The 23,185-nt window shown below is 73.3% G+C and carries 26 protein-coding genes; 22 read left to right on the top strand and 4 right to left on the bottom strand.

Annotated elements, in window-relative coordinates; translation table 11 throughout:
• The first annotated feature begins 5 nt into the window (after positions 1-5).
• Complete coding sequence (locus ACI1MP_RS34380; protein ID WP_404870408.1) at positions 6-761, top strand: thioesterase II family protein; 756 nt, start codon at positions 6-8, stop codon at positions 759-761.
• 3 nt (positions 762-764) lie between these two features.
• Positions 765-1,565: a 4'-phosphopantetheinyl transferase family protein gene (locus tag ACI1MP_RS34375; RefSeq protein WP_404870407.1), complete on the top strand. Its 801-nt coding sequence runs from the start codon at positions 765-767 to the stop codon at positions 1,563-1,565.
• 71 nt (positions 1,566-1,636) lie between these two features.
• On the opposite strand, the gene ACI1MP_RS34370 is transcribed toward ACI1MP_RS34375, so the two are convergent.
• Positions 1,637-2,047: a DUF3224 domain-containing protein gene (locus ACI1MP_RS34370; protein WP_404870406.1), complete on the bottom strand. Its 411-nt coding sequence runs from the start codon at positions 2,045-2,047 to the stop codon at positions 1,637-1,639.
• Positions 2,048-2,191: 144 nt separating this feature from the next.
• On the opposite strand from ACI1MP_RS34370, the gene ACI1MP_RS34365 reads away from it, so the two are divergent.
• The 6 genes from ACI1MP_RS34365 (at position 2,192) to ACI1MP_RS34340 (ending at position 8,382) form a co-directional block, all read left to right on the top strand.
• Positions 2,192-3,382, top strand: coding sequence for a cytochrome P450 (locus tag ACI1MP_RS34365; protein ID WP_380333392.1), 1,191 nt, complete (start codon positions 2,192-2,194; stop codon positions 3,380-3,382).
• Between the two features lie 132 nt (positions 3,383-3,514).
• Positions 3,515-3,907: a DUF3224 domain-containing protein gene (locus tag ACI1MP_RS34360; RefSeq protein WP_363474000.1), complete on the top strand. Its 393-nt coding sequence runs from the start codon at positions 3,515-3,517 to the stop codon at positions 3,905-3,907.
• Positions 3,908-4,147: 240 nt separating this feature from the next.
• Entirely contained in the window at positions 4,148-5,575 is a 1,428-nt protein-coding gene (locus ACI1MP_RS34355; protein ID WP_189277652.1) for an MFS transporter, read from the top strand.
• 27 nt (positions 5,576-5,602) lie between these two features.
• Complete coding sequence (locus ACI1MP_RS34350) at positions 5,603-6,331, top strand: PIG-L deacetylase family protein (protein WP_189277650.1); 729 nt, start codon at positions 5,603-5,605, stop codon at positions 6,329-6,331.
• Positions 6,332-6,484: 153 nt separating this feature from the next.
• Complete coding sequence (locus tag ACI1MP_RS34345; RefSeq protein ID WP_404870405.1) at positions 6,485-8,023, top strand: class I adenylate-forming enzyme family protein; 1,539 nt, start codon at positions 6,485-6,487, stop codon at positions 8,021-8,023.
• Positions 8,020-8,382 carry a nuclear transport factor 2 family protein gene (locus ACI1MP_RS34340; protein ID WP_100586614.1) on the top strand — a complete coding sequence of 121 codons (363 nt, stop codon included), beginning with the start codon at positions 8,020-8,022 and terminating at the stop codon, positions 8,380-8,382. The genes ACI1MP_RS34345 and ACI1MP_RS34340 overlap by 4 nt, the downstream gene beginning before the upstream one ends.
• Positions 8,383-8,579: 197 nt before the next feature.
• Here the strand turns inward: ACI1MP_RS34340 and ACI1MP_RS34335 are convergent, their stop codons facing one another.
• A complete protein-coding gene (locus ACI1MP_RS34335; protein WP_404870404.1) occupies positions 8,580-9,617 on the bottom strand; it encodes a hypothetical protein in 1,038 nt (345 codons plus the stop codon).
• 975 nt (positions 9,618-10,592) lie between these two features.
• Between ACI1MP_RS34335 and ACI1MP_RS34330 the strand changes: the two genes are divergently transcribed.
• The 13 genes from ACI1MP_RS34330 (at position 10,593) to ACI1MP_RS34270 (ending at position 20,644) form a co-directional block, all read left to right on the top strand.
• Positions 10,593-11,696, top strand: coding sequence for a zinc-binding dehydrogenase (locus ACI1MP_RS34330; RefSeq protein WP_404870403.1), 1,104 nt, complete (start codon positions 10,593-10,595; stop codon positions 11,694-11,696).
• Entirely contained in the window at positions 11,693-12,610 is a 918-nt protein-coding gene (locus tag ACI1MP_RS34325) for an ROK family protein (RefSeq protein WP_404870402.1), read from the top strand. The genes ACI1MP_RS34330 and ACI1MP_RS34325 overlap by 4 nt, the downstream gene beginning before the upstream one ends.
• Positions 12,611-12,714: 104 nt before the next feature.
• Complete coding sequence (locus ACI1MP_RS34320; RefSeq protein ID WP_404870401.1) at positions 12,715-13,725, top strand: phosphotransferase family protein; 1,011 nt, start codon at positions 12,715-12,717, stop codon at positions 13,723-13,725.
• A gap of 146 nt (positions 13,726-13,871) precedes the next feature.
• A complete protein-coding gene (locus ACI1MP_RS34315; RefSeq protein WP_043907638.1) occupies positions 13,872-14,396 on the top strand; it encodes an intradiol ring-cleavage dioxygenase in 525 nt (174 codons plus the stop codon).
• A gap of 139 nt (positions 14,397-14,535) precedes the next feature.
• Positions 14,536-15,456: an aspartate aminotransferase family protein gene (locus ACI1MP_RS34310; protein WP_404870400.1), complete on the top strand. Its 921-nt coding sequence runs from the start codon at positions 14,536-14,538 to the stop codon at positions 15,454-15,456.
• The gene (locus ACI1MP_RS34305; protein ID WP_404870399.1) at positions 15,369-15,740 is read left to right on the top strand and encodes an aminotransferase class III-fold pyridoxal phosphate-dependent enzyme; all 372 of its coding nucleotides are present in this window, start codon (positions 15,369-15,371) and stop codon (positions 15,738-15,740) included. Before ACI1MP_RS34310 ends, ACI1MP_RS34305 begins: the two co-directional genes overlap by 88 nt.
• Positions 15,740-16,678, top strand: a complete 939-nt coding sequence (locus tag ACI1MP_RS34300; protein WP_232733991.1) for an inositol monophosphatase family protein — start codon at positions 15,740-15,742, stop codon at positions 16,676-16,678. Before ACI1MP_RS34305 ends, ACI1MP_RS34300 begins: the two co-directional genes overlap by 1 nt.
• Positions 16,675-17,538 carry a diiron oxygenase gene (locus ACI1MP_RS34295; RefSeq protein WP_404870398.1) on the top strand — a complete coding sequence of 288 codons (864 nt, stop codon included), beginning with the start codon at positions 16,675-16,677 and terminating at the stop codon, positions 17,536-17,538. The genes ACI1MP_RS34300 and ACI1MP_RS34295 overlap by 4 nt, the downstream gene beginning before the upstream one ends.
• Positions 17,539-17,601: 63 nt before the next feature.
• Entirely contained in the window at positions 17,602-18,456 is an 855-nt protein-coding gene (locus ACI1MP_RS34290) for a hypothetical protein (protein WP_380333401.1), read from the top strand.
• The gene (locus tag ACI1MP_RS34285) at positions 18,453-19,493 is read left to right on the top strand and encodes an NAD(P)H-dependent flavin oxidoreductase (protein WP_404870397.1); all 1,041 of its coding nucleotides are present in this window, start codon (positions 18,453-18,455) and stop codon (positions 19,491-19,493) included. Before ACI1MP_RS34290 ends, ACI1MP_RS34285 begins: the two co-directional genes overlap by 4 nt.
• Positions 19,486-19,731: an acyl carrier protein gene (locus ACI1MP_RS34280; protein WP_043907635.1), complete on the top strand. Its 246-nt coding sequence runs from the start codon at positions 19,486-19,488 to the stop codon at positions 19,729-19,731. Before ACI1MP_RS34285 ends, ACI1MP_RS34280 begins: the two co-directional genes overlap by 8 nt.
• Positions 19,732-20,241, top strand: coding sequence for an MOSC domain-containing protein (locus ACI1MP_RS34275; RefSeq protein WP_404870396.1), 510 nt, complete (start codon positions 19,732-19,734; stop codon positions 20,239-20,241). It abuts the gene before it with no gap.
• Positions 20,242-20,380: 139 nt separating this feature from the next.
• Entirely contained in the window at positions 20,381-20,644 is a 264-nt protein-coding gene (locus tag ACI1MP_RS34270) for a hypothetical protein (protein ID WP_380333406.1), read from the top strand.
• A gap of 3 nt (positions 20,645-20,647) precedes the next feature.
• On the opposite strand, the gene ACI1MP_RS34265 is transcribed toward ACI1MP_RS34270, so the two are convergent.
• The gene (locus ACI1MP_RS34265) at positions 20,648-20,920 is read right to left on the bottom strand and encodes a hypothetical protein (RefSeq protein ID WP_380333407.1); all 273 of its coding nucleotides are present in this window, start codon (positions 20,918-20,920) and stop codon (positions 20,648-20,650) included.
• Between the two features lie 199 nt (positions 20,921-21,119).
• On the opposite strand from ACI1MP_RS34265, the gene ACI1MP_RS34260 reads away from it, so the two are divergent.
• On the top strand, positions 21,120-22,085 hold the full coding sequence (locus ACI1MP_RS34260) for an SDR family oxidoreductase (protein ID WP_404870395.1): 966 nt from the start codon (positions 21,120-21,122) through the stop codon (positions 22,083-22,085).
• On the opposite strand, the gene ACI1MP_RS34255 is transcribed toward ACI1MP_RS34260, so the two are convergent.
• Positions 22,076-23,149, bottom strand: coding sequence for a helix-turn-helix transcriptional regulator (locus ACI1MP_RS34255; RefSeq protein WP_404870394.1), 1,074 nt, complete (start codon positions 23,147-23,149; stop codon positions 22,076-22,078). The two genes, ACI1MP_RS34260 and ACI1MP_RS34255, sit on opposite strands and share 10 nt — an antisense overlap.
• Positions 23,150-23,185 lie beyond the last annotated feature (36 nt).

Below are 23,185 nucleotides of genomic sequence, written 5' to 3'. Positions count from 1 at the left end.
AGACGATGTCCGGCCCCTGGATCAGCCCTGCACAGCGGAGTGGGCCGGACCCACGGCTGCGACTGTTCTGCTTCGCCCACGCCGGCGGAGGCAGCGCCTTCTTCCGGCCGTGGCGCGAGCAGGTGGCGCAGGACGTGGAAGTGGTGTCGGTGGTCCTCCCGGGTCGGGAGTCCCGCATCCGCGAGACCGCCCACACCCGGATGGAACCCCTGATCGCGGACCTGGTCGAGGGCCTGCGCCCCCACCTGGACGCGCCGTACGCGTTCTTCGGGCACAGCCTGGGCTCCGTGATCGCCTACGAAGCGGCCCGGGCCCTGCGCCTTCGGGGGGAGCCGGGACCGGAGGCGCTGGTGGTCTCCGGCCGCCGGGCCCCGCACGCGCCCGACCGGCGCCCGCCGGTGTCGCAGCTGGGCGACGACGCCTTCCTCGCGGAGATGGTCAGGCTGGGCGGCACGCCGCCGGAGATCGTCCGGCAGCGGGAGATGGTCAGGTTCTTCCTGCCGTTCCTCCGGGCCGACTTCGAGCTGAACGAGACGTACCTGCCGAAGGCCGGCGGCCCGGCGCTGACCTGCCCCGTCTACGCCTTCACCGGCGACCGCGATCCGCTCGCGACGCCCCAGGAGGTCGGCGAGTGGCGGGAGGTGACGAGCGGTCACTTCCGGCTGCGGGTCTTCCCGGGGGACCACTTCTACCTGAAGGACTCCGAGGAGTTCCTCGCCGCCCTGCGGGGCTGCCTGGCCCCGGCCCACGCCGGACGCTGACCGGTGGACGCCTCGCGGCCCGGGCCGGAGCGGCTCCCCGTCACGGTCTGGCTCTGCCCGGACGAGGCGCTGCCGCCGCCGCTCGCCGACGCGCTCGCGCTCCACTGGTCCGACCGCGGCGAGCGGGCGGCGGAGGAGCGGCTGCTGTTCGCCGAGGACCGCCGCCGGCACCGGGTCGCCCGCGCCCTGGTCCGGCGGGGCCTGGCCCTGGAGACCGGGATCCCCGAGGCGGAACTGGCGCTCGCCCGCTCCCCGCTGGGCCGCCCGCACCTGCTCCCGCCCCGGGGCGGCCTGCCCCGCGGCGGGCCGCACCTGGACTTCAACCTCTCGCACACGGACGGGTTCTGCGTGCTCGCGGTGACCCGCCGCGGCCGGGTGGGCGTCGACGTGGAGCGGCTCACCCGGGCCACCGGACGCCCCCGGGACACCGAGGTGCTCGCGGCGGCGTTCGCCCCGGAGGAGCGGCACCGGCTGCGGACGCTGGAGGAGGGCCCGCGGCGCGCGAGGATGGCGCTGCGGCTGTGGACGCTGAAGGAGGCGTACCTCAAGGCGCGGGGGATCGGCCTCGCCCAACCGCTGGACTCGTTCGCCTTCACCCTGGACGACGCGGGCCGGGTGGTCGACTTCCGCCCGCCCGAGGACGACCTGGCCGACCGCTGGCGGTTCCTGGGCTTCGAGGCGGGGCCGGACGTCCTGGTGGCGGTGGCGGTGCAACCGGACGGCCCGGCGGGGGAGCAGGCGGTCCTGCTGCACCACGGTTTCCCCTGGCGCCGGGGCCCCGCGCGCAGGCTCCGCTGCGACTGAACGGCCGCTGCGGAACGGGCCCCGGGCCCCCGACTTCCGGGGGTCCGGGGCCCGTCCGGGGCCCGCCGGGCTCAGCCGGCCCGGTCGGCCGGGAACCGCACCATCAGGTCGAGCGTGCCGTGGCCGAGCGTCCCCTCCCCGCCGACGCCCGCCAGCTCGCCGGTGCCGGAGCCGGGGACGATGCCCGCCCAGGTCACCGGCTCGCTCCCGGGAACCTGGGTCGCCCGGTGCTCCAGCACGAACGTCCCGGTGCGTCCGGCCATGGTTCCCACCACGCGCTCCTGCGCCGCGTAGGCGGCCCCGCCGGGGCCCTGGGTGGTCACCATGTGGCCGTCGGCGGTGCCCTTCACGTCACCCTCGGTGTAGGTCTTGGCCAGCTCGGCCCGGCCGGTGACCGGACCGCCGTCGACGGGTTCGTCGTCGACCGCGTCCCAGCGGTCGACGGTGAAAACAGCCTGAATGCGAACCTCTGCCTGTGTCATGGGGGCAGTATCCAGACGGATTTCCGGCCCCGATGCTCCGGATTGAGCATGAACCCGCCACCCGGGCCCATACCCTGACAGCTCGTCACGCCGGTCGGCGCGGGCAAGGCTGCTTCCCGGACAAGGGTGAAAGTGGGCATCGACATGAGCACCGAACAGCAGGAACCGGTTTCCTACCCCTTCGCCGGCGGTGTGGGCATCGAGCTCTCCGCCGCGTACGACAAGCTGCTGGACGACGGGGAGCCGATCCGCGTCCAACTGCCGTTCGGCGAGCCCGCCTGGCTGGTCACGCGCTACTCCGACGCGCGGATCGTGCTGACCGATCGCCGGTTCTCCCGGGCGATGGCGCTCCAGCGAGACGAGCCCCGGATGACGCCGCGGCCGGTGCCGGAGAGCATCCTCACCATGGACGCGCCGGACCACACGCGGGTGCGGACGCTGGTGGGCAAGGCGTTCACGCCGCGCCGCGTCGAGTCGATCCGGGCCTGGATCGGCGAGGTGGCCGCGAAGCTCGTCGCGGAGATGAAGGCGGCCGGCCCGCGCGCCGAGCTGGTGAACTCCTACGCGCTGCCCATCCCGATCACGGTGATCTGCCAGCTGCTCGGCGTGCCGGAGGCCGACCGCGCGCAGCTGCGGACCTGGTGCGACGCGGCGCTGTCGACCAACGAGATGACCGACGAAGAGTGCATGAAGAGCTTCATGGACCTGCACCAGTACTTCACGGACCTCGTCCGGGAGCGCCGGCAGGCCCCGCAGGACGACCTGATGGGCGCCCTGATCGAGGCCCGCGACGCCCACGACCGCCTCAGCGAGCCCGAGCTCATCCAGCTCTGCATAGCGACCCTGATCGGCGGGTTCGAGACCACGGCGAGCGAGATCTCCAACTTCGTCTACCTGCTGCAGAGCCGGCGCGAGCTGTGGACGCGGCTGTGCGAGGACCCCGAGCTGGTCCCGTCGGCGGTGGAGGAGCTGCTGCGCTTCGTCCCGTTCGCCGCGAACGGGATCTCCCCGCGCTACGCCACCGAGGACATCCAGGTGGGCGACCTGCTGGTGCGCGCGGGCGAGCCGGTGATCGTAGACACCAGCGCCGTCAACCGCGACCGGCTCGCGTTCGAGAACCCGGGCGAGCTGGTCCTCGACCGCGAGGACAACCGCCACATGGTGTTCGGCCAGGGCGCCCACCACTGCCTCGGCGCGTACCTGGCCCGGGTGGAGCTGCAGGAGGCGATGAAGGCCCTGCTGGCGGGGATGCCGGAGCTGCGGATCGGCGGCGAGGTGCAGTGGAAGTCGGACATGATCATCCGCGCCCCGCGGTCGCTGCCCGTCGAGTGGTGACCCAGCGTCCTTGATTCGTTGCTCAATAGTGAGCATGCCAGGGCCGGGCGGACGCTATCCTGACTCGGCGTCATATTCGGCCGTTGGCACGGTTTTGCGGCCGATCGTCTGGATCGAGAGGAACACCGCACCATGGCCACCCGAGCAACTGGGACGTACACGACCAAGTCGTGGAACGAGAACCCGTACCACAAGGAGGAGGGCTCGGCCACGCTGACCCGCGCGTCGGTCGAGAACGTCTTCACCGGGGACTTCGACGGCCAGGGCATCCTCGAGTACCTCATGGTCTACGGCGCCGACGGATCCGCGACCTACGTCGGCCTGCAGCGCTTCGAGGGCACCATCGGAGACCGCAAGGGGACTTTCGTCGCCCGGATCGAGGGCACCTTCACCAGCGCCGCCGCCGAGACCTGGACGATCGTCGAGGGCTCCGCGACGGACGGGCTGGCCGGCCTCTCCGGCACCGGCTCGGTGAAGTCGGTGGACGCCACCACGGCCGAGTACACGGTCGACTACACCCTCTAGTCCTCTTCGGTGCCGACGCGGCACCGAGGGCTTTGCGGTACCCCGACGTGCCCAGGCGCGTCCAAAGGGGGCGCGGGGCCATGGCACGAAGCGCCGTGGTCCCGCGCCCCCTTCCGTTGGAAGTCTCCGATCAGTTGCCCTGGGATGCGCTGAAGTGAGCATCCCGTCCCGCCCGCCCTCCCTAGCCTTGGCTCGTCCGGGTTCGCCGGAGCGGCGGTGCGCACAACGATCAGGAGATCCATGTCCATCGGGTCTGCCGACAAGCAGTCGGCCTCCGAGGAAAACCCCGCGTCGGGCTCCGACTCACTCGTGGCGAAGCTGATCCTCGTCACCCTGCTGACGGCCGAGCTGCTCATCCAGGTCGACCAGACCATCGCCAACGTCGCGCTGCCGTACATCCAGCGCGACCTCGGCTTCACCGACTCCGGCCTGCCATGGGTGGTCAACGCCTACGGCCTGCTCTACGGCGGTCTGCTGCTGCTCGGCGGCCGGATCGGCGACGTGTTCGGCCGGCGCCGGATCCTCGTCGTCGGCGTCACGCTGTTCTCGCTGGCGTCCGTCGTCTGCGGGTTGAGCCCCGACCCGACGGTGATGGTGATCGCGCGGGCCGTGCAGGGCGCGGGCGGCGCACTGACCGCCCCCGTCGTGCTCGCACTGATCATCACCTCCTTCGCGGAGGGCCCCTCGCGGCAGCGGGCACTCGCCCTGTGGGGCAGCGCCAGCGCCGCCGGCGCACTGTTCGGCCTGCTCATCGGCGGTCTGCTGACCTCCGGCCCGGGCTGGGAGATCAGCTTCTTCATCGCCGTCCCGATCGGCCTCCTGGTCGTCGTGCTCGGCGGCCGGACCATCAAGGAGAGCCGCGCCGAGGAACGGCCCAGCCTCGACGTGGCCGGCGCGGTGACGGTCACCGCGGCGATGCTGCTGACCGTCTTCGCGTTCCTCGACACCGAGGACTCCTGGACCTCGCCGATGCGCGGCGGCTTCCTCGTCATCGCCGCCGCCCTGCTGGTCGTCTTCGGCGTCGTCGAGCGCAAGCAGGTCCACCCCGTCGTCCCGCTGCGCATCTTCAAGCTGCGCAACACCAACGCCGCGCTGCTCATCATGATGCTGTTCGGCGTGACGCAGATGAGCTACTTCTTCTTCGTCACCCTGTACCTGCAGAAGATCCTCGGGTTCAACGCCCTGCAGACCGGCCTCGCCTACCTGCCGCTGATCGGCACGCTGCTCGTCTTCGCCCAGATCTGCATGAAGACGATCGGCAAGGTCGGGATGAAGCAGATGCTCACGCTCGGCCTGCTCAGCCTCGGCCTCGGCATGGGGTGGCTCGGCCTCGCCGCCGACTCGGGCACCTTCGTCAGCACGGTGCTGGGCCCGACGATCCTGTCCGGCATCGGCCTGGGCCTGACCATGATGCCGGCGACCACGGCGGCCACCACCGGGATCCCGCCCGCCGACGCGGGCGCCGTGTCCGGGCTGTTCCAGACCTCGATCCTGGTCGGCGGCTCCGTCGGGCTCGCCGTGCTGACCACGGTGACGCAGGCGGCCGGCGGCCTGGAGGCCACGCACGGCTACACCGTCGCGTTCCTCTCCTGCGCCGGCGTCATGGCCGTCGCACTGCTGATCGCCACCCTGATCATCCGCATTCCCCGGCAGGCCGACACGGCCTGACCGCCCCCGTCTCACCTGGAAGGGCTCATGGCCGACTCATTGCAGGAATTCCCCGACGACTGGACCCGTGCGCTCGCGATCGTCGCCCACCCGGACGACATCGAGTTCGGAGCCGGACCCGCGGTGGCCCAGTGGACCGCCCAGGGGCGCGAGGTGTCCTACCTGCTCGTCACCCGCGGCGAGGCCGGCATAGCCGACCTCGCGCCGGCCGAGTGCGGGCCGCTGCGCGAGGCGGAACAACGCAAGGCGGCCGTGGAACTCGGCGTCCACGAGGTCGAGTTCCTCGACGGCCACCGCGACGGGACGATCGTCTACGGCCCGGACCTGCGCCGTGATCTCGCCCGTGGCATCCGCCGCCACCGACCCGACCTGGTGATCACCTTCAACCACCACGACACCTGGGCGTCGGGTGCGTGGAACAGCCCCGACCACGGTGCGGTCGGCCGGGCGGCCCTGGACGCGATCGCCGACGCGGGCAACCGCTGGATCCACCCGGAGCTGTCCGACGAGGGGTTGGAGCCCTGGCGGCCGAAGCGCGTGGCGATCGCGGGATCCCCGCGGCCCACCCACGCGGTGGCCGTCGACGACGAGGCCCGCGAGCGCGCCGTCCGTTCGCTCGCGGCCCACCACCGGTACCTGGAGGCACTGAGCGAGGACCCGCCGGCCGAGCGCGCGCGGTTCATCCTCAACCACCTCCTCGCCTCCGCGGCTCCCTGCTTCGGGGGTCGCAGCTGCGTCGCCTTCCAGATCGTCTGAGGGCGACCGGCACGAGGTGCCCCGCCGCCGTCCCGGACCCGTGCACGCCACGCCACGTCGTGGCCGCGCCGGTCCGGGTCGGGCGGACGGTCACGCGTGCCCCGAACGGAAACCGTCTCCGGCTGCTGCGACACCCACCGTGAGGAACCCCCGATGGCCAATGAACGGACGTTCTCCTACCTGACCACCCAACTGCGCTCGCACGCCGCGCTCCACCCCCGGCGCACCGCGCTCATCATCGACGGCCGCCCGGACCTGCTCTACGGGGACTGGGACCGGCAGTCCGAGGCCCTGGCCCGCGGCCTGCTCGCCGCCGGCACCCCGCGGGGCACCCGCATCGGCATCTTCTTCGGCGACCTGGACTGGTCCGACTACGCGGTCGCCTACCTCGGCGTCCTCAAGGCCGGCGGCACCGTCGTCCACCTGCCCGCCGACATCCCGGTCGCCGAACTGGAACGGCGCGCCCGCCAGTGCGGGATGGCCGGCATCGTGCACGGCCGGATCCCCCCGCCCGCGACCGGGGCCGTCGACTGGATCCGCCCGCTCGACGAGCTGACCGTGGCCGGCGACGAGCCCGTGGACCTGGCCCACCGGCCGGACGACGACGCCGAGATCGTGTACTCCTCGGGCACCACCGGCCTGGCCCGCGCAGTCGTCGTGTCGCACCAGAACCTGGCGACGGCCGGCGGACCCCCGTCCGTGATGGCCCACGACGAGCCCGCGCCCATGGTGGCCTCCGTCGGCCTCGGCATCACCGCCAGCGCGACCACCGTCTCCATGGTGCTCAACGCGACGCCGACGACGCTCGCCCTCGCCCCGCCCGGCGACGCCGAACGCATGGCGGCGCTGATCGAACGCCACGCGGCGAGCACCATCATGATGACCCCGCACCTCGCCGTGCTGATGGTCCGCGACGGCGTGCACCGCCGCCACGACCTGACCTCGGTGACCACCGTCGCCACCGCCTCCGCGTTCCTGCACCCGGCGCTGGCCGCCGCCCTGCTCGACGTGATGCCGCGGGCCAAGGTCGTCGGCGCCTACTCGGCGAGCCAGGCCAAACCCGCCGTCACCATCGGGACCTTCGACCCGAAGCGCCCGATGTCGGTCGGCCGGCCTGCCCCCGGCACCCACGTACTGATCACCGACGCGCGCGGCGCCGAACTGCCCACCGGCGAGGTGGGCCGGATCTGGTTGCGCTCCGAGGGCGCACCGCCCCGGGTCCGGGTCGACGAAGGCCCCGAGAGCGACGGCGTCCCGGCCGGCGGCTGGTGCGACACCGGCGACCTCGGGCACGTCGACGAGGACGGCGAGCTGTACCTGTTCGACCGCGAGTCCGACGCCGTCGACACCCCCGACGGACTGGTGTCGACCCTGCAGGTCGAGTCGGCCGTCTTCGAGCACGAGGCGGTCGCCGACGTGGCCGTCGTCGGCACGCCGACCGGAGTGGCCGCCGCAGTGGTGCCCATGGCCGACGCCGCCGACGACCCGGCCCGCCTGCTCGCCGCCCTCGCCGCCCACGCGGCCGCCCGGCTCGCCGCCCACGAGATCCCCGGGACGGTGCTGCTGGCCGACGCGCTGCCGCGCAACGCGCTCGGAAAGGTCGTCAAACGCGAGATCCAGACCTGGTTCGCGGCCACCGCCGCACCGTCCGCTGCGGACGTCACCGACAACACCGGAGGAGCACTGTCATGAGCACCGAGTCCGAAATCACCCTGCACCCCGTCTTCGCGGAAATGGTCCGGTGCACCGCCGAGCGCGACCTCGACGGCCTGGTCGAGCTCTACCACCCCGAAGCCCAGTGGATCCGCTTCACCGGCACCGTCACCGGCCGCACCGAGATCCGCGCGCTGCTCGCCAAGTACTGGGAACTCGACCTCAAGTACGTGGACATGAACGAGTACATCCAGACCGACGACACCACCATGATGCGCGGAACCATGATCGTCCGCGGCGAGACGGTCGTGACCTTCGGCGTCTACGTGCTGCGCGACGGCAAGATCTGGCGCCAGTGCGGCGCCGACGAGGGCGGCGCCCGCGACTGGTGGGCCTGACCCGCACCCACCCGGGGCCGGAGCGGCTCGCCGCTCCGGCCCCGTTCTCGAAGCGGGCGCCGACCCCGGTGCCGGACCGTCCGGGCACGGACGGGCGGGCACGGATCAGTTCCGGTAGTCGATCTTCTTCTCCCGGATCAGCCTCTCCAGCTCCGGGTCCGACTGCAGGTGCAGGGTGTCCGGAGGGGAAGCCGGGCTCAGTGTCTGCGGCGGGCTCGGCCGAGGCGGAGCAGTGCGGCGCCGGTGGCGGCGGTCAGGGCGGCGATCGCGGCCAGGGCACCGGTGGCGGGGGCTCCGGTGTCGGGGAGGGCGGGGGCTGTCGGGTGGCCGGTCGGTTCGGGGGTGGTGGGGACTTCGCCGGTGGGGCTGGGCTGGGGAGTGGTGGGGCTCGGCGTCGGGCTGGGGCTGGGGCCGCAAGGCATCCATTGGAGCTGGACCTCGCCGTCCCCGCTGCGAACGCCGGTGGTGAACTGGGCCCCGGCGGGGCCGAGGCTGGAGCCGCCGCCTCCGCCGCCGCCGTCGAGTGTGCCGGCGGTGGAGGAGCCGCCCGCGCCGCCGCCGTGGGCGCCGCCTCCGCCGCCACCGCCAGTGCCCATGTGGGGGTCGCCGACGTTGAGCGCGCCGTCTCCGCCGACCATGCCGTTCGCGGGGCCGCCGGCCACGCCCGGTTGGTCCCCGGCGAACGCCGGGGTGCCGCCGGCCCCGCCGCTGCCGCCGTCGCCGCCCGATGCGCCGCCGTGGCCGGCCCCCGGGGTGGGGGGTGTCTCGCCGGGCTCGCCGTTCTGACCGCCGTCGCCGCCGCGGCCGGTGCCGCTGTCGGTGAAGCTGCCGGCTCCGCCGCCTCCGCCGCCCGCGACGACGACCGTGCCGCCGTCGAGGGCCACGGTCGTCGCCCCGCCGCCGCCGGCCGCGGTGGCGCCGTTGCCGGGCGCCGGGGTGTCGTTGTAGGCGCCGCCCTGCCCGCCGCCGCCGTATCCGCCGTGCGGCGGGCTGCCGTCGGTGAGGCTGCCGCCGCTTCCGGCGCCGGCGACGTTCACGGTCAGTACCTGCCCGCTGTGGACGTCCAGCGTTGCGAGGACCTCGCCGCCCAGGCCGCCGGGCGACCCGTAGACCGCGTCGCCGCCGGCGCCGCCGAAGGCGGTCACCTCCACCTGGCACACGTCGTCGGGCACCGTGACGGACTGGGGGGTGCCGGTGAAGGTGAGGAACAGCGTCCCGTCGGGGGCTCGCACCACGGACGGGAGGGCCCGAGCGGTACAGGCTGCGGGGGCGGCGAGGACCAGGCCGGAACTCAGGGCAACGGCGCACGCAGCACGCACGGTGGGGTGTAGTTGTCTCATGCGCGCACGATATGTTCACGTTCGGTGTGCGATGAACTACCGTTAGTCATCATCTGGCGTGTCGGCCCCCTCGAAGCCCGCCGACCGGGTTACCGGGTGCAGGGTTGCAGCTCGCGGGCCGGCGGCCGTCCGTCGCGGGCCGGCGAGCGGTGCCGGCCGGGCCGAACGCCGCGTCGACGGAGAGCGCCCCCGCGACGGCGGCCGCGACCGGCCACGAGGCGCACAGTGCGGCGGACGGGCGTGGTGGACGGCACGGGCTTCCGGCGACGGACGTCCCGCCGTCCGGGCCGCCCCGCGTGCCTCCGGTCCGCATTCCGGGAGACGTCGTATGACGGCGGCAACATTCCCTTCGGAATGAGGTGGATTCACGCAGTCACCGTCGTTGTTCCCCTTCCCCTTCAGTGGACTCGCGGACACCGCGATGCACAATTCCACCGCCGACAGCAGCAGTCGCCGGGGAAATGATTCCGGATTCCGACCGGACGGCGCCGGAGCGGATTTCTCGCCACCCCGGTGCCCCGCCGAAATCCCAGTGGCCCCACCCGTGGCCGCCGCTCCCGCCCGGCGTCGGCCGCGGGGCGGGGCAGGCCCCGGACCAGCGGGTGAGCGCGGCCGACGCCGGGCGGTCCTGGAACGGGGAGCTGTGCTGCGCCGTCCCTTTCGACCGGGTCGATCGGGCCGATTGCCGCCCGGCGCGCGATCCGGGAATCACGCCGGGCGTACGCCCCTGGAAGGGTCGGGGGTGTCCGACGATGACCGAAATACGGACGGTTCGGGGGAGGACGGTGCAGGCTACAGTGAACGCCTTGCAAGCCAGATCGGTGACAGGCACCTGGTAGCGGTAGGCCCATCGGCCCCCAAGGAGACGCCGTGCGAGCTCTGGTATATCTCGGTTCCGGCTTCCATTCCGGTCCCGGTTCACATCCCGTCGAGTTGCGGGACCATCCGCGTCCGGAGGTGTCCGGACGCGACGACGTCGTGGTGAGGGTCGTGGGGACGGGGATCTGCGGCACGGACCGCAAGATCCTGCTGGGCCGCTTCCCGGCCAGGCCCGGCGTGGTCCTCGGGCACGAGTCGGTCGGCGTGGTGGAGGCGGTCGGAGCGGACGTGGCGTCCGTCCGCCCCGGCGACCGGGTCGTGGTCAATCTGACGCTGTACTGCGGCAGTTGCCCGCCCTGCCGGCGGGGTGCGACCAACCACTGCCGGAACAAGCGGGGCACCGAGGTCGGTGTCGACCGCGACGGCACGTACGCCGACCACGTGGTGCTGCCGGAACGGTTCACCGAGCGGCTGCCGGGCGCCCTCGCGTTCCGGCGGGCCGTGCTGGTGGAGCCGCTGGCCTGCGTCCTGAACAACGTGCTCGCCGCGGACGTGGGCTACGGCGACACCGTGGCCGTGCTGGGCTCCGGGCCGATCGGCCTCCTCACCGCCCTGGTCGCCGCGCGCCGCGCCCGCCGGGTGGTGATCGCGGAGTCGGACCCGTACCGGCTGGCCGTCGCCGGATCGCTGGTCGACCGGACCGTGGACGCCGGCGGGCCGAACCCGCTCGAAGCGGTGGTCAAGGCCGGGGACGGACGCCGCCCCGACGTCGTGTTCGACACCACCGGGGTCGCCGTCGAGCCCGCACTGCAACTGGTGGCCGACGGCGGCCGGGTCGTCGCCATGGGCTTCGACGACGGCTACCGGCCCCGGATCAGCCCGCTGTACCTGACCAGCCACGGCGTCAGCCTGATCGGGGCCGGCGACTACCGGGCGGACACCTTCCCGATCGCGGTCGACCTGATCGGCGACCTGCCGCTGGAGCCGCTGGTCACCCACGAGTTCCCGCTCGACCGCTACCAGGACGCGTTCGCGCTGCTCTCCGCGGGCGCCGACGGCGCGGGCCACGGCGCCGGGTACGGCGCGATGAAGGTCGTCATCCGGTCCGACTCCGCCCCGGCGGGCCCGGACGGCTGGCCGGAGGCGGCCGCATGAGCCCGGGTCGGGCACTGTACGGCTCGGTCGAGTCGGGCGGCACCAAAGTCGTCTGCCTGGTGGGGACCTCGCCCTCCGCGGTGGTGGCGCAGGCCCGGTTCCCCACCGGGGCGCCCGGCGAGACCCTGGCCCGCGTCGTCGACTTCTTCGGCCGGGCGACGCAGCGGCACGGACCGCTGGCCGCGATCGGCGTCGCCTCGTTCGGCCCGCTGGAGCTGCGCCCGAACCTCCCGACGTACGGGTTCACCACCGACACGCCCAAACCGGGCTGGGTCGACGTCGATGTACTCGGCTCGCTGGCAAGGGAGTTGAAGGTACCGATCGGCATCGACACGGACGTCAACGGCGCAGCCCTCGGCGAGGGACGGTGGGGTGCCGCGCGGGGGCTCGACACCTACGTGTACCTCACCGTCGGGACCGGCATCGGCGGCGGTGCGATCGTCGGCGGACGGCCCGTCAGGGGACTGGTCCACACCGAGATGGGGCACGTGGCGGTGAGCCGGCGGCCGGGCGACGACTTCCCGGGCAACTGCCCCTTCCACGGCGGCTGCCTGGAGGGCATGGCCGGCGGCACCGCCGTCGCGGACCGGTGGGGGAGGCCCGCGGAGCAGCTGACCGGGGACGAGCTGCACCGGGCGGTCGAGCTCGAAGCCGGCTACCTGGCCGAGGGGCTGCGCAGCATCGTCTACTGCACCGCCCCCGAGCGGATCGTGATCGGCGGCGGCATGTCGGTGCTCCCCGGGCTGCTTCCCGCGGTGCGGGCGGAACTGCTCAAGCAGCTCGGCGGATACCCGGGGCTGCCCGAACAGGCCGCCGACGACTTCGTCGTGCCGGCGGAGCTCGGTGCGATGGCCGGTCCGGCCGGCGGCCTCGTCCTGGCGTTCCGGGCCGAGGCGCAGCACGACACCCGCTGACCGCACGGCGGGAGGCGGTCCGCGTTCGGCCGGGACCCGGGCGCAGCAGGCCCCCGGTGTGGCGCGCCCGAAAGCACGCGGACGGCAGGAAGGATGACGGAGTGGTGACGCCCGACCCCATCGAGCTCGACGTCGGCACGCGCGCCTGGCTGCACGGCGAGGCCCTGCCCGGGGAGCGCGTCCAATGCGCCAGGCGGCTTCTCGGCGGGTGCAACAACGAGCTGATCCTGCTGGTGACGGAGGCGGACGGGCGCTACGTGCTGCGCCGCTTCCGGCCCGGCGGGGAGAGCGGGGTCCGGCGCAACACGTGCGAGGTCGAGGCCGCGCTGCTGCGGCGCCTGTCCGGCCGGCTTCCCCTGCCCGAGCTGGTGGCCGCCGACCCGGACGGCGTGGCCACGGGGTGTCCGTCCCTGCTCTACCGCTACATCCGGGGTGTTCCGCTGGCCGAGGCGCTGGCGGACGCCTCCGGACCGGCCGCCGCGGACCTGGGCCGGGCGGTCGGCGCGGCCCTGGCCCGGGTCTCCGAATGGGAACTGCCCGGGCCCGGCCGCTTCGAGGAGGCGTCGCTGGTTCCGCAGCCGCCGGACGGTCGGAGCGACCTGCGGGCCTTCGTGGACCACTGCCTGGCGGTCGCGGAGCGACGCCCCCCGTCGGAGGGCCGGCTCAGCGCGTCGGACGCCCGGACGCTCAGCCGGCTGGCCGAACGGGCCGCGCCGCTCTGCGCCCGCGCCGCCGCCGACCACCGGCTCGTCCACAACGACTTCAATCCCCAGAACCTGCTGGTCGGACCGGGCCGCGACGGGCGCTGGGAGGTCGCCGCCGTCCTCGACTGGGAACTCGCCTTCAGCGGCCCGCCGCTGATGGACGTCGGCAACATGCTGCGCTTCGAGGGCGAGTACCCGCCGGACTACTCCCGGGCGTTCCTGGACGGCTTCCGGGACGGCGGCGGGCTGCTGCCCGACGACTGGCGGCGCACCAGCCGGGCCCTGGACCTGTTCGCCCTGGCCGACATCCTGACCGACCCGCCGGACCGCCGGGTGTTCGACCGGGTCCGCGCCGTCGTGCTGCGCCGCGCGGCCGCGGAGAACGTCCTCGGCCGCTCTGTTCCGCGCTGATTCCCGGCCCGTTCGCATTATTGACACGGCCGTCCCGCGAGAGACATTCTGAGCGGACAGGAATTCGGTGCGCCGAATTTCGGCAGAATTTTCTTTCGGCTTCTTCGGCGGTCGCTGCGAAACGACCCGATGGAAGGCAGGGAACGGTGGGGGAAAATCCCGAGAACGATGTCCTGATCATCACTCCCGACGTCAAGTGCAACGGCATCCCGCCGACCCCGGCGCAGACCGAGGGCCCGTACTACAAGCCGGCCACACCGTTCAAGACGAGCTTCCGCTCCGACGTCCCGACCGGGACCCCCATGGTGCTGTCGGGCCGGGTCGTGGACCCGGACGGCAAGCCGATCGGGGGTGCCCTGCTGGACTTCTGGCAGGTCGGCGACGAGGGCGTGTACGACGAGGAGGGGTTCACCCTCCGCGGGCACCAGTTCGCCGACGAGGAGGGGAACTGGCGGCTGGAGACCGTCCTGCCGGCCGAGTACCCGGGCCGGACGCGGCACCTGCACGTGAAGGTGCAGCCGCCCGGCGGGGGCGTCCTGACCACCATGCTGTACTTCCCCGGCGAGCGCCGGAACCGGCTGGACAAGTATTTCCGCCCCGAATGCCTGATGGACGTACAGGAAACCCCGGAGGGGTGGCTGGCGAGTTTCACCTTCATTCTGCCCTCCTGATCGGTTCCGGGGCGCTGTCGGTCGTCGAAAAAGGGTCGGCGAATTCTTTTCGGGAAGCGCCGGCCCGGCCTCGGGAGGAATTGTGGAAGACGCACGGAAGATCGAGGACCTGATCTACTAGCAGGTCAGCGAGTACAAGATGCGGCACGGCGAGGGCATCCACCTCTACGACGCCGACGGCAGGGCGTACATCGACTGCGCCTCGGGGACGTTCAACCTCAGCCTCGGCTACGGGCACCCCGAGATCGTCAAGGCCATGCGCGAACAGGCCGACCTGCTGGTCCACGCCACCTCGACGTTCCGGACCGAGCCGGTGGACCGGCTGGTGCGCCGGCTGGTCGCGGTGTCGCCGCCGAACCTCACCCGGGTCCGCCTGAAGGTCTCGGGCGGCGCGACCGCCAACGAGGGCACCGTGAAGATGGCCCAGGTGCGCACCGGACGGCGGGAGGTGATCACGCTCTTCCGCAGTCACCACGGCCAGACCGTGCTGACCACCGCGATGTCCGGCGAGGCCTTCGGCCGGGCGCCGTTCCCGACGCTGGTCGCCGGCATCACGCACGTCCCGGACCCGTACTGCCTGCGCTGCTTCTACCGGCAGAGCCCCGACAGCTGCGGCCTGCTGTGCGCGGAGCGGATCAACGACTTCATCGACCACGCCTCGTCGGGCAGTGTGGCCTGCATCGTCGTGGAGCCGGTGTCCGGCTCGGGCGGCAACATCGTGCCGCCGGACGGCTACCTCGCGGCGCTCCGCCGGATCTGCGACGAACGCGGCATCGTCCTGGTCTTCGACGAGGTGCAGACCGGCATCGGCCGCACCGGCCACATGTTCGCCGCCGACCACTTCGGCGTGCGGCCGGACATCATCACCACCGCCAAGGGCCTGGGCGGCTCCGGCGCGCAGGTCGCCGCGATCCTCACCAGCGAGGAACTCGCGGGCCTGGACGGCGAGTACCACTCACCTACGGCGGCAACGTGCTGGCCGCCGCCGCGGACAAGACCCTGGAGATCGTCTCCCGCCCGGAGTTCCTGGCGCACGTCCGGACCGTCGGCGCCCACCTGATGGAGCGGCTGCGCGACCTGGCGACGCGGTACCCCCGGATCGGCGACGTCCGCGGACTCGGGCTGATGATCGGCCTGGAGCTGGTCGACCGGGACGGCCGGCCGGACACCCCGCTGACCCTGCACCTCGCCCACCGCGGCATGGACCACGGCCTGATCCTGCGCACCTCCCGCTACGGGCGCGGGAACGTCCTGAAGATCCGGCCGCCGCTGATCATCACCACCGAGGAGGCCGACCTCCTCTGCGACCGGCTGGAGACCCTCTTCGCCGCGGAGGCGACCTGATGACCGACATGCTGGACTACCTGCTCGGTCTCGCCCGGCTGGTCCGCGACGAGATCACCGCCGGCCGGGCCCGGTCCGAGAACCGCGGCGTCCGCGGCCACTCGCCGGGCGGCGACGCCCAGTTCGGCATCGACGACGTCGCCGAACGGGCCGTCTGGAAGTACGTCGTCGAGCACGACCTGCCGGTCGCCGTGTTCTCCGAGGACCGCGGACTGCGCACCCACGGCCGCGACCCCGAACACCTCCTGGTGGTCGACCCCATCGACGGCACCCGGCCCGCCGTGGCCGGCCTGGAGTCCGCCACCGTGTCCGTCGCGGTCGCCCGGCTCGGCGACCGCCCCCGGATCGCGGACGTCGAGCACGCCCTGCTGATGGAGTGGAAGACCGGCGCCCACCTGTACGCCGAACGCGGCGTCCCCGGGGTGGTGGCGCACGGGTACGACCACCCCGTGCCCGCGCCGACCCGGACCACCGACCTCTCCCGGATGTTCTGGTCGCTGGAGTTCAACGGCCACCCCGCCCGGCTGATGACCGAGGCCTACGGGCACCTCATCGACCTCTCGGCCAACACCGGCGGCGTGTTCGTCTTCAACAGCGCCACCTGGTCCATCTCGCGCCTGATCACCGGTCAGCTCGACGCGTACGTCGACATCGGCAACCGGCTGCTGCGCGACGACCCCGCGCTGCTCGGCGAGTTCCGACGGGTCGGCAACGGGCGGGTGCTGCACCTGTTCCCGTACGACATCGCTGCCGCGGTGCTGCTGGCCGAGCAGGCCGGCCTCGTCATCACCGACGCGTACGGGCAGCCGCTCGGCGACACCGCGCTCACCGAACTGGACGTCGCCAACCAGCGGTCCTGCGTGGCGGCGTCCACACCCGAGCTCCACCGGAAGCTGCTGGACGGCATCGCCTGGCGGACCCCCGGGCAGCGGGCATGACGGACGACACCGAATTCCGGCAGCTCCTGGAGCGGCTCTCGGCCCGGGCCAGCAGCGACTACTACAACCCGTACACCACCTTCGACTGGCCGGCCGAACTCCCCGAGGACGAGCCCTGGTTCTCGCCCGAGCTGCTGTCCGTCCACGGCACGGAGTACGCCGAACGGCTCACCCCGGACCAACTGCTGGCACTGGGCCGCGGGGAGAGCATCAACTTCTACAGCCTCAACGTCCACGGCATCAGGGAACTGCTCATCGAGGTGATGCGGCGGATCCACACCCCCGGCTTCGAGATCCCGTCCGAGTTCTTCCACCACTTCATCGGTGAGGAGAGCGAGCACATGTGGTTCTTCGCGACGTTCTGCCTCAAGTACGGCGGCCGGATCCACCCGGAGAAGCGGCTGAAGCTGTCCGTCCCCGCCGACGACCCGGTGCGGGAGAACTTCCTGGTCTTCGCCCGCATCCTGCTGTTCGAGCAGATCGTCGACCACTACAACGTGCGGCTGGCCGCGGACGAACGGCTGCCCCCGACCATCCGGCAGCTGAACCGGATCCACCACCAGGACGAGAGCCGGCACATCGCCTTCGGGGCCCGGCTGGTCCAACTGCTCTGGCAGCGGCTGCTGGAGACCGGACCGGACGAGGACGACCGCCGGGCCATCGGCCAGTACCTGGCGGGCTACCTGTCCGCGAGCATCGGCTCCCTCTACAACCCGGCCGTCTACCGGGACGCCGGGATCCCGGACGGACTCGCCTTCCGCAAGCGCCTGCTGGACCACCCGGCGCGCCGGGCCGAGCACCAGCGAGTGCTCCGCAAGTCCAGGGACTTCCTCCGGCGGATCGGCGTCCCGGAGGCATGAACCGGCTCCGCGCCGGCCCCTCGCTCCACCCGCACACCTTCGACCGCCGTCCGGAGGAGGACTATGTCCCACACCGACCGTGCCGCCTGGTCCGTCCAGGACGGCCTTGCCACGCTCGGCGGGCCCGCCACCGGCCTGCTGCACGCGCTCGACGACGTCCTCACGGGCTGGGCGACCGCCCGCGGCGCCGAGCCGATGACGCTGCCGCCCCTGCTGCCCGCCGCCGAACTCCGGAAACTGGACTACTTCCAGAACTTCCCGCACCTCGGCAGCACGGTCAGCCGGATCCGGCCCGACCGGCTCGACCAGGACAGCGCCAAGGCCGAAGCCGACCCGGTCCCCGCCCACGACCTCTCCGACGCCACCCACCTGCTGCCGTCGGCCGCCTGCTACGGGGCGTTCCTGCACCTCGCCGACCGCTCGCTCGGCCGGGACCCGGCCCTGGTGACCACCGTCGCCCACTGCTACCGCAACGAGGACCACCACGACGGCCTGCGCCGGCTCTGGGGGTTCACCATGCGCGAGATCGTCTGCCTCGGCAGCCAGGACGCCGTCCGCGCGCACCTGGACCACTACCGGACGGCGGTGGCAGCCTTCGCCGACCGCCTCGGCGTCGAACTGCACCGCGCCCCGGCCAGTGACCCCTTCTTCCGGCGCGACAGCCCGCGCGCCGTGCTCCAGGTCCTCGCGCCGGTCAAGGAGGAGTTCCTCGCCCCGGACGGCACCGCGGTGGCCTCGCTCAACAACCACCGCAACTTCTTCGGGGAACGCTGCCTGATCCGGTACGACGGCAGGCCCGCCTTCACCGGATGCGTCGCCTTCGGCCTGGAACGCTGGCTGCACGTCCTGGACCTCTGCTTCGACGGGGACCTCGGCGCCGCCCGGGACGCGGTGGTCGCGGCCGGAGCGCCTCGGTGACCGGGCCGGCGCCGCGCCCGACCCGGCTGGAGCGGCGCCTCGGGGTGACCGTCCCGCTGCTCCAGGCCGGCATGGGCGGCGTCGCCGGGCCCGAGCTGTGCGCCGCCGTCTCCCGGGCGGGCGCCGGCGGCGTCCTCGGCCTGTACAAGGAACCCCCCGAACGGATCCGCCGACTGATCGCCGACACCGCCGCGCGGACGGACCGGCCGTTCGGGATCAACCTGGTGCCCGAGGTGCTGTCCCCGGACCGGTGCCGGGCCCAACTCGACGCGGCTGTCGGCGTCCTGCCGGAGCGGGCGTTCGTGACGTTCTACGGGCTGCCCGCACCGGACCTGCCGGCGGCGGCCGGCCGGGCCGGGCTGCCGGTGGTGGTCCAGGTCGGCACCGCGTACGCCGCCGGCCGGGCCCTCGAACAGGGGGCCGACGTCGTCGTGCTCCAGGGCGTCGAGGCGGGCGGGCACCTCCTCGGCACCCTGCCCGCCCTGCCACTGCTGCGGGCCGTCCGCCGGGACCACCCGGGTGCCGTCCTCGCCGTCGCGGGCGGCATCGCCACCGGCGCCGACCTCGCCCGGGCCGTCGCCGAGGGCGCCGACGGGGCGATGGCCGGCAGCGTCTTCGCCGCGGCCCGGGAATCCGAGGCGCACCCGGTGTTCAAACGCCGGATCGTCGCGGCCGGGGCCGCGGACACCGTGGTGACGACGGTCTTCGACATCGGCTGGCCGAACCGGCCCCACCGGGTCCTGCGCAACGCCCTGACCGGGCCCGGCCCCCGGCTGTCCGCCCGGTTCATCGCCACCGCCGCCGGCCCGGACGGCCGGCGGCTGCCCGTCCCGCGGTACAGCGCCGCCGTGCCGTCCGTCCGCACCGAGGGCCGGATCGAGGACATGGCGATGTACTGCGGCGACACCTGCGAACGGATCACCGCCGTCGAACCCGCCGAGGTCCTGGTGGAGCGCATCCGCACCGAGTACCGCCGCGCGCAGCGCCGCACCCGCCCCGAGCCGGACCGTCACGAAGGAGAGTGCCACGGTGAATGACTCCCTCAAGCCGGTGGTCGACTGGCTGCGCGCCCGCAACCCGGCGCTCGGCGAGATCCCCGCCGACCTCGACCTGATCGAGAACCGGATCGTCGACTCGCTCGCCTTCATGGAGTTCATCCTGTTCCTGGAGGACCTCGTCGGCCGTGAACTGAGCGTCACCGAACTGAGCGCCGACCAGTTCCGCACGCTGCACGCCATCGAGGAGAACTTCCTCGCGGGAGAGGGGAGTCGCTGAATGTGGCAGGGCACGGCGGTCTCGCTCCACCTCGCGCCGGCCCACGGCGCGCCCCTCGTCGAGGTGCGGGAGGCCGTCGCCGTCACCGGCCGCGGCCTGGAGGGCGACCGCTACTTCCAGGACCGCGCGGGCGACGCACCACGCGGCCGGGCCCCCGGCCGGGCCTCCCGCGGCTGCGAGATCTCCCTCCTCGACATCGACGCCCTTACGGCGCTGGAACGCGAGCACCGGATCCACCTCACCCACTCCGAGGCGCGCCGGAACGTGGTCTGCCGAGGCGTTCCGCTGACCGAACTCGTGGGCCTGGAGTTCACCGTCGGAGACCGGGTGCGCCTGCTCGGCATCGCACTCAGCGAGCCCTGCGCCCGGCTCGAACAGCTCACCAGCCCCGGCGTCCTGCGCGGCCTCGTCCACCGCGGCGGCCTGCGCGCCCGGATCCTCGAAGGCGGCCTCCTCCGCACCGGCGACCCGATCCGCCCGGCAGCGCCGGGCATCGGCACCGGGAGCTGACGCCTCGTCAGGAAGGGCCGGTCGGTGGGGCGTGCGCAGGCGACCGGGCCGCAGACCCGATGTGACCGGGTGTCATTCCTCTTGACCGGACGGGTCTCCCCGGTGGCCGCCTACTGCGAACAGGGCAACGCTCGACACCATGGCGATCATCGTGCTGTTCGAGGTCCGGCCCGGCGGGGAGGCCGGCCCGGGCGTCGCGGAGCCCGCCGTGGTGGCGGTGCACGCCGCGGGATCCGACCCGGACGTGCCCGAGGACCCGCTGCCGATGACGTTGTGCGGCCGGGACACCGTGCCGATGGAGCACGCCCACTACCGGCGCACCGCCCCCGGACAGCCCTGGTGTCCGCCCGAGTTCGCCGCGCAGCGGTGCCCGGAGTGCGCGTGGGCACTGCGCGAGCTGTGACGGTCAGGGCGTGTCGCCCGCCCAGTCCCACCGGAGCGGGTCGGCGGGGCGGGGCTCGTAGTGCGTGCGACCCCCGCCGCCGTAGTGGCCGAGCTCGGTGACCAGCGCGGCCCCGCAGCCGAGTTCGTCGCCCGTCCAGCCGGTGACGTCCAGCAGCAGGCCGTCGAGCGGGCCGCCGACCAGCTCCCGGTAGTCGCGGCCCGGGCGCGGGCCCGGATCGTCGTGCTCGGCGCCGTACACCCGGCCGCGCAGCAGCTGCTCGTCATGCTCGTCCATGCCGCCCACCCTGGCACCGCCGACCGACAGCGCAGGCGTTCACCGGCACGGAGCAGAGGCGGAACCCGGGCGGTCACAGCACCGGCGGCCGTCGCGGCATCCAGCCCGGCCCCACTTTGGTGGTGTCGATGTCGCGGGCAAGTTGTGCAGGATTAAAAGGTGACGGCATCTGTCACCTTTGGCGGCGATCGTTGAAGGCATGGAGAACACGAACGATGTCCCGTCCCGCGACAGCCTCCCCGTCCGCCCGCTGGCGGGCCGGATCGTCCTGGTGGCGGGGGCGACCCGGGGTGCGGGACGGGCGCTGGCGGTGGAGTTGGGCAGGGCGGGGGCGACGGTCTACGTGACCGGACGGACGACTCGCAAGCGGATGAGCGAGGTGGGCCGGGCGAGCGAGACGATCGAGGAGACGGGGGAGTTGGTGACGGCGGCCGGCGGGGTGGGGATCGCGGTTCCCACCGACCATCTGGACGAGGGACAGGTGCGGGCGCTGTTCGGGCGGATCGAGGAGGAGCAGGGGCAGCTCGACGTCCTGGTCAACGACCTGTGGGGCGGCGAGCGCCTGACGGCCGAGTCGATCTTCGGGAAGAAGAGCTGGGAGACGCCGCTCGCCGACGGGCTGCGGATGCTGGAACTGGGCGTGCGCTCGCACGTGATCACGGCGGCGCTCGGCCTGCCGCTGCTGGTGCGCTCGGCCGCACCGCTGCTGGTGGAGGTCACCGACGGCACGGCGGTGACCAATCGCCGGTACCGGGAGAACCTCTACTACGACCTGGCGAAGAACGCGCCGATCCGGATGGCCTTCGGGCTGGGTGAGGAGCTGGCGGAGTACGGCGGTGCGGCGGTGTGCGTGACACCGGGCTTCCTGCGCTCCGAGCAGATGCTGACGCACTTCGGCGTGGCGGAGGAGAACTGGCGGGACGTCATCACGGTCGAGCCGGCCTTCGCCATCGCGGAATCGCCGCAGTACCTCGCCCGCGGGGTGGCCGCGCTGGCCGCGGACCCGCGGCGGGCCGAGCGGTGGAACCGGAAGTCGACGTCCAGCGCCGAACTCGCCCGGGTCTACGGCGTCACGGACGTGGACGGCAGCAGGCCGGACGCCTGGGCGTACTTCGAGGCAGTGGGCGAGCGGGGCGATTCGGTCTCGGCGGACGACTACCGCTGACACTCGGCGGAGCCGCCGTCCGGGACCCGGTCCGGGACGGCGGCGACGTCCCCGGCGGTCCCGGCGCCCGCGTCTTCGTCGCAGTAGAGCGCGGCGAAGGCCCGGGCGTGCCGGGCGAGGCGGGCGCGGAGCGCGGGTGGGGCCAGCACCTCGGCCTCCGCGCCGAGCGAGGCCAGTTCGGCGAACGCGATCTCCTCGGACTCCACGGCCAGTTCGAGGGTGACGCGGCCGGCGGGGTCCGGGGGCGGTGCGGCGGCCAGCGCCCGTCCGGCCGCCGCCCGGTCGGTGACCTCGGGCAGGCGGTGCGCGCCCGCCGGGGTGAGCCGGACCGTGACGGTGGCACGCAGCAGCGAGAGGGCGAACCGGGCGCTGTGCTCCTGCCAGTACGCCGCCAGGTCGAAGGACGTCTCGCGGGTGAACGCGTCGTCAACGGGCGTGTGCAGTGCGGTGATCCGGTCGGCGCGCCAGGTGCGGAAGGCGGCGGTCGCGGCATCGGGGATCCGGCCCACCAGGTACCAGACGCCCGCCTTCAGGACCAGCCCGTACGGTTCCACCCGGCGGGCCGCCCCGGGCTCGCGGCCGGGGCGGGCGTAGGCGAACTCGACCGCGCGGTCGGCCCAGAGGGCGCGGGCCAGCTCCGGCAGCAGCTCGGGGGTGGACGGCTCGCGGAACCAGGCCGGCGCGTCCAGGTGGAAGCGCCGGGCCGAGGACTCGGCGGCCGCCCGCAGCGAGGGCAGCAGGGTGGCGGAGAGCTTCAGCCGGGCGGTGCCGGCCGCGTCGGAGAGCCCGAGGTCGCGCAACGCGGAGGGCAGGCCGGACAGGTAGAGGGTCTCGGCCTCGGTGGGGTGCAGCGTGGTCAGGCGGGTGCGGTGGCCGGGAGCGAGCCGGTAGCCGCCGGTCCGGCCGCGTTCCGACCGGACCGGGACCCCGGCCTCCTGGAGCGCCTGGACGTCGCGGATGACGGTCCGTTCGGACACCTCCAGCTCCCGGGCCAGCTCGGCGGCGGTCAGACCGGGGGTGGACTGCAGCAGGAGGGCCATGCGGATCAGGCGGGCGGCACGCATGCACACCAGCATCCCCGATCCGCGGGCTCGGCAGTC

The organism is Kitasatospora griseola, assembly GCF_044999035.1.
In the GTDB taxonomy this organism is placed as follows: domain Bacteria; phylum Actinomycetota; class Actinomycetes; order Streptomycetales; family Streptomycetaceae; genus Kitasatospora; species Kitasatospora griseola.
This window is presented reverse-complemented; position numbering and strand designations above follow the sequence as displayed.

Excerpts from the sequence above, each read along its gene's own strand:
- ACI1MP_RS34360 (WP_363474000.1), top strand. The coding sequence starts at position 3,515 with ATGGCCACCCGAGCAACTGGGACGTACACGACCAAGTCGTGGAACGAG.
- ACI1MP_RS34270 (WP_380333406.1), top strand. The coding sequence starts at position 20,381 with ATGGCGATCATCGTGCTGTTCGAGGTCCGGCCCGGCGGGGAGGCCGGC.
- ACI1MP_RS34380 (WP_404870408.1), top strand. The coding sequence starts at position 6 with ATGTCCGGCCCCTGGATCAGCCCTGCACAGCGGAGTGGGCCGGACCCA.
- ACI1MP_RS34295 (WP_404870398.1), top strand. The coding sequence starts at position 16,675 with ATGACGGACGACACCGAATTCCGGCAGCTCCTGGAGCGGCTCTCGGCC.
- ACI1MP_RS34355 (WP_189277652.1), top strand. The coding sequence starts at position 4,148 with ATGTCCATCGGGTCTGCCGACAAGCAGTCGGCCTCCGAGGAAAACCCC.
- ACI1MP_RS34370 (WP_404870406.1), bottom strand. The coding sequence starts at position 2,047 with ATGACACAGGCAGAGGTTCGCATTCAGGCTGTTTTCACCGTCGACCGC.
- ACI1MP_RS34255 (WP_404870394.1), bottom strand. The coding sequence starts at position 23,149 with ATGCGTGCCGCCCGCCTGATCCGCATGGCCCTCCTGCTGCAGTCCACC.
- ACI1MP_RS34265 (WP_380333407.1), bottom strand. The coding sequence starts at position 20,920 with ATGGACGAGCATGACGAGCAGCTGCTGCGCGGCCGGGTGTACGGCGCC.
- ACI1MP_RS34300 (WP_232733991.1), top strand. The coding sequence starts at position 15,740 with ATGACCGACATGCTGGACTACCTGCTCGGTCTCGCCCGGCTGGTCCGC.
- ACI1MP_RS34275 (WP_404870396.1), top strand. The coding sequence starts at position 19,732 with ATGTGGCAGGGCACGGCGGTCTCGCTCCACCTCGCGCCGGCCCACGGC.
- ACI1MP_RS34325 (WP_404870402.1), top strand. The coding sequence starts at position 11,693 with ATGAGCCCGGGTCGGGCACTGTACGGCTCGGTCGAGTCGGGCGGCACC.
- ACI1MP_RS34350 (WP_189277650.1), top strand. The coding sequence starts at position 5,603 with ATGGCCGACTCATTGCAGGAATTCCCCGACGACTGGACCCGTGCGCTC.
- ACI1MP_RS34290 (WP_380333401.1), top strand. The coding sequence starts at position 17,602 with ATGTCCCACACCGACCGTGCCGCCTGGTCCGTCCAGGACGGCCTTGCC.
- ACI1MP_RS34310 (WP_404870400.1), top strand. The coding sequence starts at position 14,536 with ATGCGGCACGGCGAGGGCATCCACCTCTACGACGCCGACGGCAGGGCG.
- ACI1MP_RS34260 (WP_404870395.1), top strand. The coding sequence starts at position 21,120 with ATGGAGAACACGAACGATGTCCCGTCCCGCGACAGCCTCCCCGTCCGC.
- ACI1MP_RS34365 (WP_380333392.1), top strand. The coding sequence starts at position 2,192 with ATGAGCACCGAACAGCAGGAACCGGTTTCCTACCCCTTCGCCGGCGGT.
- ACI1MP_RS34345 (WP_404870405.1), top strand. The coding sequence starts at position 6,485 with ATGGCCAATGAACGGACGTTCTCCTACCTGACCACCCAACTGCGCTCG.
- ACI1MP_RS34340 (WP_100586614.1), top strand. The coding sequence starts at position 8,020 with ATGAGCACCGAGTCCGAAATCACCCTGCACCCCGTCTTCGCGGAAATG.